Annotated in this window: 16 protein-coding genes; 9 read left to right on the forward strand and 7 right to left on the reverse strand. The window is 33.3% G+C overall.

The genetic code is table 11. The annotated features are described in order from the left end of the window. The 6 genes from ABWH96_RS15155 to ABWH96_RS15180 all read left to right on the forward strand — a co-directional run bounded on the left by ABWH96_RS15155 (window position 1) and on the right by ABWH96_RS15180 (window position 5,569). Window positions 1-918: a ParB/RepB/Spo0J family partition protein gene (locus ABWH96_RS15155; protein ID WP_375578357.1), complete on the forward strand. Its 918-nt coding sequence runs from the start codon at window positions 1-3 to the stop codon at window positions 916-918. 1 nt (window position 919) lies between these two features. Continuing rightward, window positions 920-1,516 carry a DUF5683 domain-containing protein gene (locus ABWH96_RS15160; protein WP_375578358.1) on the forward strand — a complete coding sequence of 199 codons (597 nt, stop codon included), beginning with the start codon at window positions 920-922 and terminating at the stop codon, window positions 1,514-1,516. A gap of 2 nt (window positions 1,517-1,518) precedes the next feature. Then, complete coding sequence (gene dapB / locus ABWH96_RS15165; protein ID WP_375578359.1) at window positions 1,519-2,229, forward strand: 4-hydroxy-tetrahydrodipicolinate reductase; 711 nt, start codon at window positions 1,519-1,521, stop codon at window positions 2,227-2,229. Between the two features lie 3 nt (window positions 2,230-2,232). Then, the gene (gene lepB / locus ABWH96_RS15170; protein WP_375578360.1) at window positions 2,233-3,354 is read left to right on the forward strand and encodes a signal peptidase I; all 1,122 of its coding nucleotides are present in this window, start codon (window positions 2,233-2,235) and stop codon (window positions 3,352-3,354) included. A gap of 370 nt (window positions 3,355-3,724) precedes the next feature. Then, window positions 3,725-4,627 (forward strand): pseudouridine synthase, encoded by a 903-nt coding sequence (locus tag ABWH96_RS15175; RefSeq protein WP_375578361.1) that lies wholly within the window; start codon window positions 3,725-3,727, stop codon window positions 4,625-4,627. 9 nt (window positions 4,628-4,636) lie between these two features. Beyond that, on the forward strand, window positions 4,637-5,569 hold the full coding sequence (locus ABWH96_RS15180; protein WP_375578362.1) for a D-2-hydroxyacid dehydrogenase: 933 nt from the start codon (window positions 4,637-4,639) through the stop codon (window positions 5,567-5,569). A gap of 88 nt (window positions 5,570-5,657) precedes the next feature. Here the strand turns inward: ABWH96_RS15180 and ABWH96_RS15185 are convergent, their stop codons facing one another. After that, window positions 5,658-6,044, reverse strand: a complete 387-nt coding sequence (locus ABWH96_RS15185) for a DUF3127 domain-containing protein (RefSeq protein ID WP_375578363.1) — start codon at window positions 6,042-6,044, stop codon at window positions 5,658-5,660. A gap of 143 nt (window positions 6,045-6,187) precedes the next feature. On the opposite strand from ABWH96_RS15185, the gene ABWH96_RS15190 reads away from it, so the two are divergent. Further along, the gene (locus ABWH96_RS15190) at window positions 6,188-6,475 is read left to right on the forward strand and encodes a DUF3817 domain-containing protein (protein WP_375578364.1); all 288 of its coding nucleotides are present in this window, start codon (window positions 6,188-6,190) and stop codon (window positions 6,473-6,475) included. A 383-nt stretch (window positions 6,476-6,858) separates the two neighbouring features. On the opposite strand, the gene ABWH96_RS15195 is transcribed toward ABWH96_RS15190, so the two are convergent. Continuing rightward, window positions 6,859-8,382, reverse strand: a complete 1,524-nt coding sequence (locus ABWH96_RS15195) for an OmpA family protein (protein ID WP_375578365.1) — start codon at window positions 8,380-8,382, stop codon at window positions 6,859-6,861. 275 nt (window positions 8,383-8,657) lie between these two features. Between ABWH96_RS15195 and purB the strand changes: the two genes are divergently transcribed. Further along, entirely contained in the window at window positions 8,658-10,001 is a 1,344-nt protein-coding gene (gene purB / locus ABWH96_RS15200) for an adenylosuccinate lyase (RefSeq protein WP_375578366.1), read from the forward strand. Here the strand turns inward: purB and ABWH96_RS15205 are convergent. After that, window positions 9,998-10,516, reverse strand: coding sequence for a D-glycero-alpha-D-manno-heptose-1,7-bisphosphate 7-phosphatase (locus ABWH96_RS15205; protein WP_375578367.1), 519 nt, complete (start codon window positions 10,514-10,516; stop codon window positions 9,998-10,000). The two genes, purB and ABWH96_RS15205, sit on opposite strands and share 4 nt — an antisense overlap. A gap of 68 nt (window positions 10,517-10,584) precedes the next feature. On the opposite strand from ABWH96_RS15205, the gene ABWH96_RS15210 reads away from it, so the two are divergent. Further along, window positions 10,585-11,355, forward strand: a complete 771-nt coding sequence (locus ABWH96_RS15210) for a polyprenol monophosphomannose synthase (RefSeq protein WP_375578368.1) — start codon at window positions 10,585-10,587, stop codon at window positions 11,353-11,355. Here ABWH96_RS15210 and ABWH96_RS15215 read toward each other — a convergent pair. The 4 genes from ABWH96_RS15215 to ABWH96_RS15230 all read right to left on the reverse strand — a co-directional run bounded on the left by ABWH96_RS15215 (window position 11,342) and on the right by ABWH96_RS15230 (window position 16,624). Further along, a complete protein-coding gene (locus ABWH96_RS15215) occupies window positions 11,342-11,983 on the reverse strand; it encodes an alpha/beta hydrolase (RefSeq protein ID WP_375578369.1) in 642 nt (213 codons plus the stop codon). The genes ABWH96_RS15210 and ABWH96_RS15215 overlap by 14 nt on opposite strands. Before the next feature lie 79 nt (window positions 11,984-12,062). Further along, window positions 12,063-12,491, reverse strand: coding sequence for a hypothetical protein (locus tag ABWH96_RS15220; RefSeq protein ID WP_375578370.1), 429 nt, complete (start codon window positions 12,489-12,491; stop codon window positions 12,063-12,065). An 8-nt stretch (window positions 12,492-12,499) separates the two neighbouring features. Continuing rightward, the gene (locus tag ABWH96_RS15225; protein ID WP_375578371.1) at window positions 12,500-13,405 is read right to left on the reverse strand and encodes a hypothetical protein; all 906 of its coding nucleotides are present in this window, start codon (window positions 13,403-13,405) and stop codon (window positions 12,500-12,502) included. 129 nt (window positions 13,406-13,534) lie between these two features. After that, window positions 13,535-16,624 carry an ATP-binding cassette domain-containing protein gene (locus ABWH96_RS15230; protein WP_375578372.1) on the reverse strand — a complete coding sequence of 1,030 codons (3,090 nt, stop codon included), beginning with the start codon at window positions 16,622-16,624 and terminating at the stop codon, window positions 13,535-13,537. Window positions 16,625-16,650 lie beyond the last annotated feature (26 nt).

The following is a 16,650-nucleotide window of genomic DNA, read 5'->3' on the forward strand; positions in this document are numbered from 1 at the left end:
ATGGCGAAGAAAACCAGAAAAGCATTAGGAAGAGGCTTAGGCGCTCTTTTAGAAGATTCTAACACAGATCAAAAATCATCTTCTAACAAAGAAAATAGAGATATTACTGATATCTCTAGTGGGGCTTCTATTAATGAAATCCCATTAGACCAAATTGAGGTGAATCCATTTCAGCCTCGTACTGATTTTGACAAACAAGCTTTAGAAGAATTAGCTGAGTCCATAAAAGTTCAAGGTATAATTCAACCTATTACGGTTCGAAAATTAAGCAAAGACAGTTATCAACTTATTTCTGGGGAAAGAAGAACACAGGCTTCAAAATTAGCGGGCCTTGACTCAATCCCAGCATATATCAGAATGGCTGATGACCAGCAAATGCTGGAAATGGCCTTAATTGAGAACATCCAAAGAGAAAATCTTAACTCTATTGAAATTGCCTTAAGTTATCAAAGGTTATTAACTGAATGTGACTTAAAACAAGAACAGTTAGGCGATAGAGTTGGTAAAAACAGAACCACTGTTAATAATTATCTAAGGTTATTAAAGCTTCCACCAGATATTCAATTAGCTATTAGAGATAAAAGAATTAGCATGGGTCATGCGCGCGCTATTATCAATATAGATAGTGTAGATAAGCAATTGGATGTATTCAAACGAATTCTGAAGGATGATTTATCTGTAAGGAAGGTAGAAGCCTTAGTTAGAGAATTAACTAGTGGTGAATCGAACGAAAAGGAAAAGCCAGCAAAAGCTGAGATGCCTTATGAAGCGAAGCAAGTACAAAGTAAGCTTTCTTCCCATTTTGGCACAAAAATTGGAATGAAGATCGATAAAAATAATAAAGGAGAAATTAAGATTCCATTTCTGTCGAAGGACGATTTAAATAGGATTTTAGATATTCTTTCAGTTGAATTATAAAATGCGCATTCTTTTATTCATTTTCATATTTTTAGTTTCTGTTTTGATTGTTAAGGGTCAAGAAATTCAACCTACGGATTCGACTTTTCTTCAACTTGGTGACGGAAGTGAAGATATAGAAACATTTCAAATGGAAGACACTACCCATTCTCCTAGGTTAGCAGCCTTATATTCTGCAATATTACCCGGGATGGGTCAGTTCTACAATGAAAAATATTGGAAAATTCCGATAGTCTATGCTTTAGGTGTTTTAGCTGCCTCGCAAATAAAAAATAATCATCAAAATTATCTACTCTTTTCAAATATTTACTTCAATATTAATAATGGAAATGAGGAGGAAATAGAAAATTATCTAACAAGATTTCCTAATGTGGAAAGTGCTCAACGACAAATAGATAGATACAAGAGAGATCGAGATTATTGGATTATTCTATCAGGCTTATTTTATGTACTTCAAATAGTAGATGCGACAGTAGATGCACACCTGAGAGAATTCAATATTAATCAAGATTTAAGTTTAAAAATAAAACCAAGTATTCAGAGTAGCCCATACAATAATATGCATGCAGGCTTATCATTAAATTTTAGATTAAAATAATAATGAAGATACTTTTAATTGGTCATGGAAAAATGGGTAAAGCCATCGAAGAGTTTGCCGTACAAAGAGGGCATAGCTTGGTGGCTACTGTTGATGTTAATGACACTTTAATGCCTACTTTAGCCGAACAAGCGGATGTAGCCATTGAATTTACCCATCCTGATGCAGCTTTTGAAAATATAAAATTCTGCCTTGAGCATAATTTACCAGTTTTATCAGGCACAACAGGTTGGCTGGATAAAATGCCAGAAATTGAAAAAATCTGTAAAAAAAATAATGGAACATTTCTCTATGCTTCAAATTTTTCAATTGGCGTAAATTTATTTTTTAAATTGAATAAATTTTTGGCTAAACTTATTAGTCCACAGAGTCAATATAAACCTTCCATGATTGAAGTTCATCATACTCACAAAAAAGATGCTCCAAGTGGGACAGCTATTACATTAGCGGAAGGCATCATTGATGAGCATAACAACTATAACGCTTGGAAAAATGATGCAAAAATCAAGGAAGGAGAAATTCCCATTTCTTCAGAAAGAATAGGTGAGATTCCAGGTACTCATAAAATCACATATAAATCAGAAGTTGATCAAATTAGCATTGAGCATGAAGCTTACAGCCGAGATGGGTTTGTTCAAGGTGCTGTGTTTGTAGCTGAATGGCTTCCAGACCAAAAAGGAATAGTTAATATTGATGACTTCTTAAAACTTTAGAAAATGAAAATTCCATTTTTCAATAAAAAGAAAAAACCTGCAAAGCCAAAATCTAAAGTTAGAGAATGGGTAGACGCATTGGTTTTTGCCGTAATTGCTGCCACACTGATAAGATGGGCAACTCTAGAGGCTTTTGTAATCCCTACCCCTTCTATGGAAGGAACACTTTTAGTTGGTGATTATTTATTTGTAAGTAAATTACATTACGGACCTAGGACTCCAAGAACCCCTCTACAACTTCCATTAACACACAGAAGGTTTTATGGTACTGAAGATGTTCCTGCTTATTTGGATTGGATTCAATTACCTCAGTTCAGATTACCAGGCTTTAGTGAAGTAAAAAGAAACGATGCTGTTGTTTTCAATTACCCTGAGGAATTACAATACCCTCTAGACTTAAGGGAATACTATATCAAAAGATGTGTTGGGCTTCCTGGTGATAAATTACAAGTTAAAAATTCGGAGCTATTCATAAATGATGAAAAAGCTTTCGTTCCTGAAAATATTCAATTCAGCTACTTCATTAAAACTGACCAAACTATTAGAGACCGAGTTTTTGAGGAATACAATATATGGGATAAAATGTATGAACCAGGCTACGGCTACAGGGTTCATGCAGAGCCTGAAGAGATTGAAAAAATGAAGTCACTCCCATTTGTAGATGACATCATCTTCTCTCCTACTTATAAAAATGGCGAGATTTTAAGCACAGATAGTAGCGATGTTGATCCGGCTACATTTCCAAAAACACCTGAAACCAGCTGGAATAAAGATTTTTACGGGCCGATTGAAGTCCCAAAAGAAGGGCAAACCATAAAAGTCAACCATCAAAACTTATTGATGTATGGTGATGTATTGCGTTATTACGAACATTTAGAGGATGTTCAAATTAAGAATGACAAGCTCTTTATAGATGGTCAGGAAGTAACTGAATATACCTTCTCACAAGATTATTTCTTTATGATGGGTGACAACAGACACAACTCCTGGGATAGCCGTTTCTGGGGTTTTGTGCCTAAAGACCATGTGGTTGGTAAAGCATTATTTATCTGGATGAGTATGGATCCAAATGAATCATTCTTTAGTAAAATTAGATGGGAACGTTTATTCTCTGGAATTAATTAAAATAAAAGGCTTTGTAACTGTTCATACACCATTAATAAAATGTTCAAACTGGGATTTCATTTGGCACAGCTCTTTTTTAATGTTTTTACCCAAAATCAATTATTTAAAGCAACTGAAATCCCATGAAGACTTTAAGGTGAAAACACCTTAAAGAGGGCGTAGTTGAATGAGAGATTTTCTTTACTCCGCCCCTGTTTTGGTGTTTTCACCAAAATAATCTTGAATTCAAACTAAATATTAACCCTCTTGAATTTAATTTGAGAGGGTTTTTAGTTGATAATCAATTAATAGACTTGTAAAGGTCATTTGTTATGCAGAATTTTGCGTTCCCGATGAATCGGGATATCATAGTTAACACAATATTATTCATATGAATAAAAAATCAAGCCCTTCCAACCAAGAGCTCAACAGCTATATAATTCAAGACGAAACTGAATTATTAAAACATCTTACTTCAGCTTATCCTAACAAGAAAAAAGCCCTCTTAAAATCAGTAATGGGAGGTGGTCAAATCAGAATTAACGGAGACGTTATCACTCAATTTAATCATCCACTTAAAAAGGGGGATGAGGTTCAAATAAATTGGGCTAAGCCTTCTAAAAAAGTTAAACTTCAGAAGCTTAATATTATTTATGAAGACCAAGATTTAATTGTAATTGAAAAAGAAGCCGGCCTGCTTTCCGTTGCCTCTTTGAAAGAAAAAAAGAAAAATGCAGTTCAAATTTTGAAAGAGCATATGGAAGCTATCGACCCTAGAATTAAAGTCTACATCATTCATCGATTGGAAAGAGAAGCTTCAGGAATCTTGCTTTTTGCCAAAAGCAAAGAAATACAAGAAAAGTTACAAAACCACTGGGAAGATTATGTGATTGATAGAAAATATGTAGCAATAGTTGAAGGTAAAATTAAAGAATCCTCACATACTTTAAGAAACTATTTGAGGAGCAATAAACATAATCAGGTGTTTATAGTAAATACACCTGAAAACGCAACTGAAGCTATTACGCACTTTAAATTATTAAAACAAAGCAATGCATACTCAATGCTCGAATTTAAGCTTGAAACAGGCTTTAAAAATCAAATAAGAGTTCAAATGGCGCATTATGGCTTCCCTGTAACTGGAGATAAAAAATATACAGCTAAGAAAAATCCACTAGCAAGGGTTGCTTTGCATGCTAATTTGATGGAAATTAAACATCCGATAAGCGGTGAACATTTAAAGTTCGAGTTGGTTCCTCCTTCTAACTTTAGGAATTTAGTTGCAAAAGGTTAAATTGATATTATGCCTAAAAAGAATATTCTAACTTATGGAAATTTAGCAGAAGGTTTTCAGGCTTTTATAGCTAAAGAATACCCAGAACTGAATTGTTTGCTTCCTAATGACAAACAAGAAGTAGAACGATTACTTCCAAAAGCGAATTATGTTGCGGGTTTCAACTTTTTATCCAACATGGATATAAATCACCTGAAATGGATTCATTCATTTGGCGCAGGAGTTGACAGTTTTATGGAGTTAACTCTTCCAGAGGATTGCGTTTTAACGAAAACCAAAGGAAAGATGGGCCAGAGAATGTCAGAATATTGTCTCACTTATATTTTACAGGATCTAAATAAAACTGACTTATATAAAATTAACCAGGCTACAAAAAAATGGGAACAAGTTGTTCCTAAATCCTTATCAAAACAAAGCGTGATGTTTTTCGGGACTGGAAATATTAGTACTGACATAGCCCAAGTGCTGCAGCCCATGGTCAAAAACATAGTTGGAATAAACACAAGCGGTAAAAACAAGGAATTCTTTGATGTTTGCATTTCTTTCGAAAAACTTGAATTGAGTAACATTGAGGCTAATTCTATAATTATCAATACACTTCCTGCAACAGAAAGTACACTAAATCTATTTAATGAAGACTTTTTCTCTGGACTTGAAAATGTTCTTTTTATCAATATAGGAAGGGGGAATTCTGTAAATGAAGAAGACTTAATAAAGGCATTAGACCGTAAGAATTTACGTCAAGCCATTTTGGATGTATTTAAGGAAGAACCCCTCTCTCAGGAATCTCCTTTATGGGAACATCCTCAATGTGTTGTAACACCACATATATCTGGCATCACCCTTTTAGAAGATGTTAAACAAAGCTTTAAAATAGCTTATGAGGCTATGAAGTCTGGGGATGAAAGCAAATTATTGGTAAATACTGAAAAGGGATATTGAATTTTTTAAATTAGACCTGTCAGGTTACATTCAGAATAACATGAAAATAGGAAACCTGACAGGCGAAAGGATTTTTTAGAATATTATATTAAAACGGTAATTCATCATCCTCACTTGGCGGTGGTGTTTCTTGAGGACCACTTGCCCCGCCCGTAGCCTGAGGCGGATAATTATCATTTTGTGCATTTGGAACTCCACCGACATTACCATCTGAAGCTCTATCAACAGCCCAAATTTTCACATTGGTATACCATTTTCCATTAAATTCCCTACTATCAATATTGATTTTAGCAGTTAGTTCTTCTCCTTGCTTGATGTTAAATCCATCGATCTTATCTCCCCAAACTTCAGCACAAACTTTCTTGGGATACTGCTCCTGAGTTTCAAATATATAAGACTGCTTTCTCCATTCTCCATTTCTACCTTGTCCTTTTTCTTCAGGTAAAATATCAATAACTTTTCCTTTTAATTCCATTGAAGTAATTTTAATAATTGTGGCACAAAAATGTTAAAATATATTTCCCTCACCTAATCAATTTCGGATTTTAAACACTAAAAATATTGGTTTACAAAACAGTCAGTACTTTCTTTGCAGTACAATATTGACAACAAATTATAATGATCAAAAATTTAAGAGTTTTAGCCATTTTAGAAGGTATTTCCTATTTACTACTTGGTGTTACTATGCCATTAAAATATATGATGGATATGCCACAGCCTAATTATTTTGTGGGAATGGCGCATGGCGTTTTATTTATTGGCTATTGTGGCTTAGTGCTTTTTATAGCTATCAAAAGAAATTGGACTATGAAACTTACACTTTTATCACTAGCTGCTTCTTTAATTCCATTTGGTACTTTTTATGCTGATTGGAAATGGTTTAGAAAAATGGAGAACAGTCAATAATAGTTTTATTCTCAGAGCTCTCACTCCTGGATAATCGAAGGTTTTGTCAAAAAAAATTCGATGTGAAATTCTATAAAAAAGGGAATTACAATAAAAAAGGCAGGTCTTTTATAACCTACCCTTACCCTTGTTGCATTAGATGCAATTATTTTTTTAAAGATTACAGATTTATCCAATCTAGGTTTTGTCTGAACATCTGTAAAATATTAACAAAAAAATTAAAGTCCTCTTAAATTAATTACATTTTTAGTTCAATTCGCTAGTATTTTGCATCCATATCAAGTTTGAGAGCTAAAAATATACAGGAAGTTATTTAGGGTATATAAAAAAATACCTGAAGAAGTATTCAGGTATTTTAATCGTTTAAGAGTAAGTAAAAGGATCTATTTAAAACTAGATACTCCCGAACCAGCTAAGGTTTCTGGAATGCTAGGTTTAATGACTATATCTATCCTTCTGTTAAGTTTTCTACCTGCTTGGGTTTCATTATTGGCTAATGGCTTACTTTCACCATAACCTTTAGTACTAAATCTTGATTTATCTCCAGAGGTATTTGCATTTAAATAACTAAGAACTGCATCTGCACGCTCTTGTGATAATTTTAGGTTTTGTTCGTCACCACCTTGAGAATCGGTATGTCCTTCTACAATGATGGTAGCATCGGTAAATAATCCCATTGCTTCTTGCAATTTCGTGAGCTGTGCATAATCTTCTTGCTTAATTTCTGCCTTATTCACATCAAAATTAATCCCAATCATTCTGATGATGACATCATTTTTTTGACGAAAAACCTCGGCTTCTTCTTTGCTGAAAATCATTTGTACTTGCTCGAATTTAGAATTGATCTCATTCATTCTATCTATTCGAGTCTGAAGAGCAGCTTGTCTTTTTTTACCTTCAAGTGCTTCTTCAGAAAGCGTTCCTTCCATATCAGAAATTATGCTTTGCTGTTCAGAAAGCATTGCTTTTTGGTTTTTAATAGTCATTTCTTCATTATAAAGAGATGACTCTAGGCTGGCAATTCTTTGTTTATCGTTTGTGATTTTATTTTGAATTTCAGCAAGTGAACCTTCAACTCCTTGGTCAAATCTCAAATTCATATTTAAGCTTTCTCCTATTTTTGTCAAGGGCTCATAGCTTAACAGAAGATAATCTTCAGTCTCGAAATCTTTATCATCCAATATTTCTTCTTGTTTTGCAATGTGCATGGCCAGAAGTACTTTGTATTCAGCTTCTTTGGCTAAATATCTAGCATGATCTGTATCGTATCTGTTTTCAAGCAGCTCTTTTTCCGCTTGGCTTATCAGGTTTTTAGCTTCTTCGAAAGTCTTGGGTGCTTCTTTATAAATTTTATTATCATCAGCCTGCTCTAATAATCTTTTCGCATTGGTTAAATAGTTGGCTTTAATAGATTCTAATTCAGCTTCTCTATATAAATTTGTGGCTTTACCCGCTCCTTCTTTTGCATCATCAGCATCTCCTTTTTCCAACTGTTCAGCTGCATCTTTCATTTCTTCTTCCGCATCTTGCCACATTTCTTTTACAAATTGTGAAGCTTCTGCATTCATGGCATCTCTTCTGGCGGATAGGGCACTAGAAAACATAACACTACTTACTTTGGTGTTTTCAGTAGCTTCCTGAAATTTAGCTTCAGCTTTATTAATGCTTTCTTTGATTTCTGATAACTCTCCTTCATTTTCATATTTCTTTTTAGCCTCATTATATTTTTCTAATGCTTCCCCATAAGCCCGTGGCGACAAAACATCTGCTTGAGCATTTTTTGCTTCCAACATGGATTGATTTACTTCTTGAAACAGATTTACTTGTAAATCTTGGGCTGAGAGATTTACCTGAAATAGAAATAATGTAATTAATGCCCCGGTTATTTTAATTGATAGATTTTTCATTTTCACCTTTTTTATAAAGGTCGGTTAAGGCAAAGAGTAATGTATTACATCTAAAAATTTAAATGTTACATAAATCATATGTTTAAATAGAATATAAATCTAAAAACCCTTTGAAGGTAGCAAGTAAAAGATTCCTAAAGATTTATAGGATTTAACTGAGTAGTCTAATCCCAAATAATGCTTTTCAAATAAATCCTGAAAACCAATACTATTCATTAATATATGTGTCAAAAGCTTAAAATCCTTATCTTTGCACCTTTAAATTTTTACACCTCATGGATTTAACTACTTTAAGTGCTATCAGTCCCGTTGACGGACGTTACAGAAATAAAACCCAGCAGCTTGCCCCTTATTTTTCAGAATGGGCATTGATTAAATATAGGGTTCATGTTGAAGTAGAGTATTTCATTGCGCTTTGCGAATTACCACTTCCCCAATTAAAAGAATTTGATCATACACTTTTTCCTAAAATGAGGGCACTGGCTTCTAATTTCAATGAGGAGGACGCTTTAGTGATCAAAAAAATTGAAAAAACCACCAATCATGATGTAAAGGCAGTTGAGTATTTCCTAAAACAAAAATTTGATGACTTAGGAATAGGCGCACAAAAAGAATTTATTCATTTTGGACTTACTTCTCAAGATATAAATAACACCGCCACTCCCCTTTTATTAAAGGATGCAACAGAAAAGGTGTATTATCCATTCCTCAAAGAGATTAAGGACATCTTAGCCAGTTATGCAATTGAATGGAAGGATGTGCCTATGCTTGCTAAAACCCATGGTCAGCCTGCATCTCCAACTCGATTAGGTAAAGAAATTGCAGTTTTTGAGGTGAGAATGGCAGAACAACTCAACTTAGAGAAACAAATCCCTTTTGCAGCTAAATTTGGTGGCGCAACTGGTAATTTTAATGCTCATCATGTTGCTTATCCTGAAATTGACTGGAGAGCATTTGGCAACAACTTCTGTGAAAAATATTTAGGACTGAAACGCTCAGAGCCTACTACTCAAATTGAGCATTACGATCATTTAGCTGCCCGATTTGATTCATTCAAGCGATTGAATACGATTTTGATGGATTTAAGCAAAGATATTTGGCAATACGTTAGCATGAATTATTTCAAGCAGAAAATAGCAAAAGATGAGGTTGGTTCATCCGCTATGCCTCATAAAGTAAATCCTATTGATTTTGAAAATGCTGAAGGAAATTTAGGAATCGCCAATGCTATCTTTGAGCATTTGTCAGCAAAACTTCCGATTTCAAGATTACAAAGAGATTTAACCGATTCTACAGTTTTAAGAAATATTGGAGTCCCATTAGCTCATGGATTAATTGCATTTGAATCATTGAAAAAAGGATTAGGTAAATTGGAATTAAACCCGGCAGCCATAGAACATGATCTAACAGAAAACTGGGCTGTTGTGGCTGAAGCTATTCAAACTGTTTTAAGAAGGGAAGCTTATCCTGCGCCTTATGAAGCACTAAAAGCTTTGACCCGTAAGAATGAGAAAATTACTCAGTCGACAATTTCTGAATTTATTGATAGTTTGGAAGTTTCAGATTCTATAAAAAATGAACTAAAAGATATTACGCCTTTTAATTATACAGGAATCTAATTCACGATAAATTTATTGACTGCATCCAAAAGATTTTTAGCTTTTGGTGCAGTCATATTTTCACCTTCTTCTTTATCACCAACTAAAATTCCCCTTACTCCCACTTTCTCTGCTGCCTGAATATCTCTTAATGAATCTCCAATCATAAAAGAATGTTCAGGGTCAATAGACCACTTTGCAATAGCTTTCTCAAGCATGAGGCTATTAGGCTTTCTAAGTAAGGATTCAGTTGAAATTGGATGATGGAGACAGAAGTAAATATCATCAATTAGACCGCCTGTTTGGACCTTTAAATAAGTGTGGCACTTCAACACATCTTCTTCTTTATATAATCCTTTTGCAACTCCAGCCTGATTAGTAATTACAATTAATAAATAGTCTGATTCTTTTAGAATTTTTAACGCTTCCTTAACTCCATCTAAAATTTCAAAATCATTAATCTTAAATGTATAATCACCTCTTTCCCTATTTAAAACACCGTCTCTGTCCAAAAATATACATTTATGTAATCTCATAAAATTCTTTTATTAATTGAACAGCAATATCTGAAAAGATTTTATAGTTTTGAAGTTCATTTGGATTTATGAAGGATAATTTAGTCATCATACCTACTTACAATGAGCGTGAAAATATAGAAGATATAATTCGCGCTGTTTTTTTATTATCGAAAAGATTTGATATTCTTATCATCGATGATAATTCACCTGATGGAACTGCAGAAATTGTAAGAGCACTCCAAGAGGAATATAATGGTCAGCTACATATCATTGAAAGATTAGGCAAATTAGGATTAGGAACTGCCTATATTGAAGGATTTAAATATGCTTTAAAGCATGGTTATCAATATATTTTTGAAATGGATGCTGATTTTTCTCATAATCCTTTAGACCTTTTAGAATTATTAAAATCATGTCAAAAAGATGATGTACAACTGACTATAGGTTCCCGTTATAAAACAGGTGTAAACGTAGTAAATTGGCCTATGTCTAGGGTACTAATGTCCTACATGGCTAGTAAATATGTACGATTTATTACAGGGCTACCAGTTTACGATGCAACTGCAGGATTTATTTGTTATCATCGCTCTGTTTTAGAGACAATTGAACTTGAAAAAATTAAATTTATAGGATATGCCTTCCAAATTGAAATGAAATTTAAAGCCTGGAAGCATGGTTTTGGAATTGAAGAGGTACCAATTATTTTTACAGACAGAAGTAAAGGCGTTTCAAAAATGTCAAAAAAGATATTTAAAGAAGCAATTTTCGGTGTAATTCAGATGAAAGTTAAAAGTTGGTTTAAAAAATACAAACAAGCAAATACTCCTGCTTCCACACAAAAAGCTACTGCTCAATAATTTCCTTGAGAGATTCAGGATGTATATCATGCTTACCATCGAATTCAATATGCTTTATTTCAATATTGAGTTTCTTTGTTAAATCACTTTGCTCCTTCTTCCTTTCCTCATTGATGAATTCATCATCAGTACCGCGCAGCATATAAACTTCTTTACCTTTCAATTTATCACCTAAGCCTGAAAAATCAATATCAGGGGGAAATGCCCCAGAATGTAGAATTAACCTTTCAAAATGAAAATATAATTTCTCAGCCCATCGACAAACAGTAGCAGAGCCTTGAGAAAAACCTAATAATGTAATTTTAACATCCTTTGAAACACCTGATAATACTTCATCCGCTACTGAATTCAGATAACTAATGTAATTCTCAATATCTAATAGTCTTTCTTCCTTAGTCATCCATGTACTACCGACACGTCCAGAAAAACCTTCTAAATAAAACCTAGATAAACCACCAGGAGCTATAATTACTCTATTCTTATTGGAGATAGAATTAAACTTTCTAATGAAGTATTGAGGAAGCTGCCCATAGCCATGCAAAACAAACCATATTTCTTTAGTAGCAGATGAGATGGGCTCACTTTGATAGAAAACTGCTTTCTGTTGAAAATCTACTGTTTTACGCATTAAATAAAGTAAAAATTTGAGAATAAAAAAAGCAGGTTAAACCTGCTTTATTAATCATTAAAATTATGAAAAGTAAAAGTTAACGCTTAAATCCTAGCACACTGCCTCCACAATAATTGGAGCTCCCTTCAAATGTAAAAGTTATATAATAAATTCCCGTTACCTGACATGGAAATGCAATACTAGATAAAGTAGAACCTTCATACTTAGTTGAAGCTACTTTCTTTCTATTTGAATCATACAATGTTAAAACAATGCCATCAGTTGACTCACCATCATTACATATCATTATCTGGTATGTTGCTCCTTTAGTGAAAACATAAGAATATTCCACTTTGTCTTTTGCCCCACCTTGTCCATCAATATTGTAGCTTTTCAAGAAAGTAAATCCTGACTGTAACTTAGGAATACATGCTTCCACATGTTTTTCAGTATCACACTGAGCATAAGTTTGCTGAACAGAGGCTGTTATAAATATAATTCCTAATGCAAAGATTAGCTTTTTCATATAATTTCTTAGTTAATAATGTTCTCTCTAATTTCGTAAACCTGATTTCTTATCGCTTCGATATTCTCATCATTCATTATGATTTCACTTGTGCTATTGTCCTTAACAACAAGCATGCCATCTACCACTTCGTAAGTAGGTTCACGATAAACAGTCTTAATCTCAATCTTATTAAATTCATCCTGAAGTTTCACAAATTTATCTGATAACTGCTTGATATTAGGATCGTTATCTTTATAAAAAGACATTAATAAAACCACATTATCCATAATCACCTTTTGTTCAGCTATCGTTTCTTTTAGCTGCTCGTTATCTGGATTTTTATCAGATACTCTTGACACGATATAAAGAGCTTCAAGCCATCCACCAGATAACAACAAGATACTTAAGTTAGATCTCTTCTGCTCTTGAAGATAATTATTAATATTGTTGAAATTCTTAGTTGTAATTAAAAGAAGAGAATCCAAATTCTTACTATTGGTTGCTAATCTTTTGATAGTTCCAATATCAAAAAACTGACCAATACTTAAATCATCTGCTAATGATTTGATTGAATTCAGATAAAATAAAGCATCCTGATTCTGTTCATATATATTGGTATAACCTAAATCAGTACCATAAACTCCTAAAGCCAATGCCTTTTTATAATTGCTATTATAATCAGAGATCTTTTCAGGATCATTTAGATAACTCTTATCATATTTGGTATCAGATTCTTTTAATAAAGTCGAAATCTCTAACGGAGAAGGTATCTGTTGAATAATATCAGAAATCACATCCTCAGATATAGAGGGTTCCTCAATTTTAACAGAATCCAGTACTCCGGATATTTCATCTGCCGAAGGTTTCTTCTTCGAGTCACAGGAGACTAGAAATGCAAATACTACACCTAATCCCAAGAGTATGTTTTTCATAAAAATGTTTTTTATCATAACAAAAATAGAAATTCCCTTAGTTAATACAAATTCTCTTTTTTTAAATATTTATTTTTTTGACCTTCTCTTCTATCAAGACATTGCAATAATAGAAATTTAAAAATCAAATTACGATTCTTTCTTTTTCAATTTAATGTTACCAAAGAATTTAATTGCCTTTCCAAACAGTTCAAAGTATAAGGTAATATATAAAATTAAAGACATGAACCATATTACAAGTATATTAAAATAAAATGTATCAATATATGTTCCTGCAAAATACTTTTCAGGCGCAAAGAAATGTGTCCTATAATTTAATGGGTTATTAGGTTTTGCTGGCCTATTAAAAACAGGATCAATCTGTTGAATTAATTGCCCCTTGAACTCTATTACCCTATCTTCCACCGTTAAATTCCTCACCAAATCAGCTAGGCTCTCATTATAGTACATATCTTTAGCTTCATTCAAATTAAAGTCATAAGAAGAATCATTTTCCAAATGGAACTGTAACGTTTCTTTCTTTTTAACTGCCAGATTGAATTCATTGATATAGTGATCTCTCAATTGATCAGCATAAGTACTGATCTTATCTATTTTTTCTTGATTGATAGACTCAGGATTCAATAACTTTTGCAAATCTTCCCCTTCTAAATTTCCTTTGAAAGGTTCTTTTTCCAGAGCATTATAGATTACAGTGGTTGCATACTCTGTTTCTTCAATTGCCCCTTCATCTTGATCTCCTAGATTATTTTCAATTACCCTTAATTTCTCTCTTATTTTTTTTGTTAAAAATGATGATTTAAAATCAGCAGTCTTTTCGTCTGACTCTATCTCATAGAAATATTCCTGATAACTATTATTTTTAAACATGTCTACTGCTAGTGCTTCGTACGCCCAGCGAGAAGTCATTAAATCAGCCACCACAGGAACTTTCCCTTTTGTACTTATAAAGTCATTCAATTTATCAAAACTGAATAATAAGCCACTCAAAATCATTTGAGGAATGAGCAATAATGGTATTAAAATATATACAGTTACTGCAGACTTGAAAGCTGCACTCACATTCAATCCTAATACATTTGCAAAGCAGGAAGTTGTAAATAAAATTGCCCACATGCTAAATGTGGCATCCCTTATTTCAAGTACTAAAACCCCAATTACAACATAAGTTAAAGTTTGAATAGCTGATAAAGTAAATAGAATTGTGATCTTTGAAAACAAATAACTATTCCAACTTAAATTTAAAAAGGACTCCCTTTTCAATATTTTCCTGTCCCGTATAATTTCTTCAGCACTTACTGTTAAGCCCATAAAAAGTGCTACAATAATACTCATCAACAGAAAAGCAGGTAAATTATCATTAAATCTGAAGATGTAATCTTCACCTGAAGGAGCACTTCTGTATTTTATAATAAAAGCGAGTAAGAGGGCAAGAAACGGAGCCTCAAGTAAATTGATAAGTAAATATTGCTTATTACTTAATTTTGAAAGCGTATCCCGTATAGTGAATATAACAGTCTGCTTCAATTTATTTGGAATAGACAAAGTAGACGGTGGAGCTTCTGATTCCTCTTTTACAGGCTTATGATTGAAATGATCAAGGTAGAAATCTCTCCATTGACTAGGGTTTATTTTCCGTTTATTGGTTAATTGCCCATATTCATCCACCACCTTCGCCTCTACTATATTAAATATCTGCTCTGGGTTTACATTACCACAGGTAGGGCAAACTCCTCTATCTGCATCAACTTGATTAGTTGTTTTCTTAAAATAAGTAACGGCCTCAACAGGATGACCATAAAAAATTTGATACCCACCCGTATCCATTATAATCATCTTATCAAACATTTTGTAAATGTCCGATGAAGGTTGGTGGATTACCACAAATATCAATTTCCCCTTTAGGGTTAATTCTTTTAATAAATCTATTACATTCTCTGAATCTCTGGACGATAATCCTGAGGTAGGTTCGTCCACAAACATCACCGCTGGCTCTCTAATTAGTTCCAGTGCAATATTCAATCTCTTTCTTTGCCCTCCAGAAATAGTCTTATCTAGAACCCCACCAACTCTTAAATCTTTTCTTGCTTCTAAGCCAAGATTTTCCAAAGTATCCATAACTCTTTTATGGATTTCTTCTTCTGACATTTTAGCAAAACAAAGCTTAGCGTTATAATACAAGTTTTGATAAACTGTTAATTCCTCAATTAATAAATCATCTTGAGAAACGTAGCCTATAATACCTTGCAATTGTTCTTGATCCTGATTAAGGTCGAGCCCATTAATCTTGATTTGACCTGATGTAGGTGGTTGGATACCAGCTAAAACATTCAATAAAGTTGTTTTCCCAGCACCTGAGGCTCCCATAATACCTATAAGTTCGCCCGGGCCTTCGAAAACGTTTACATTTCTTAGCCCTAATTCTCCATTAGGAAATTGTAAAACAATATCTTCAGCATTGAAAGATAAATTTACCTGCTCTGCGTCAGATAAAAATTTTCTAATCAATTCAGAATAGTATAAAGCTGCTCCTTTAGGAGTTTTTATGGTACTTCCATGTGAAAACAGATAAACAGAATCTGTTTTCATGATGAAGCCATTTAAATTGATTTCCTCACTACCTGTATATTTCACGAAGTACATGTCCACACTCCTAACATTGAGGAATAGTATTTCACCATCAATATCAGCATGAACATGGAGACCATCGTCAGCAGGAGTTTCATTATTTACAATAAGAATATCTTCAAACTGATCTAAGTCGGCAGTATCACTTTTAATGACAAAACTTTCAACTAATTTAAATTCATCTTTTACGATGTTAAAGACATTGGAAACCGTATCAATGATTTCCATTCTTTGTGGAGTGAAGTTTTTGTCAGCAGAAACCATTTCCAGAAGCTTGATAAGTACAACTACTTTTTGCTTCTGGGTTAGAGTTTTATTAATTTTTTTACAAATGGCTAAAGTTCTTACTGAATCTCTAACAGATGTAAGTTTTTTCTTTTTGGCTTTTCCGTCCTCTTCTTCTTTTTCTGGCTCTTCTCCCCAGCCTACCAATTTATCATAAAGCTCTAAATACTCTTTAATAGAGTCTTGGTCAAGCTCTTGCTGGAAAAAACCAATTACGAAATTTCTTTCCTTCTCGGTGGCTCCTCCATCCTGCTTGGTAATTATTCCAAATAATTGAGTTAAGGCTTTGAGTATCTCTTCACTCATATAAAAAGACGGTTTTTATAGCTTAT

The sequence above is a fragment of the Marivirga tractuosa genome, assembly GCF_042140215.1.
Lineage (GTDB): Bacteria > Bacteroidota > Bacteroidia > Cytophagales > Cyclobacteriaceae > Marivirga > Marivirga tractuosa_A.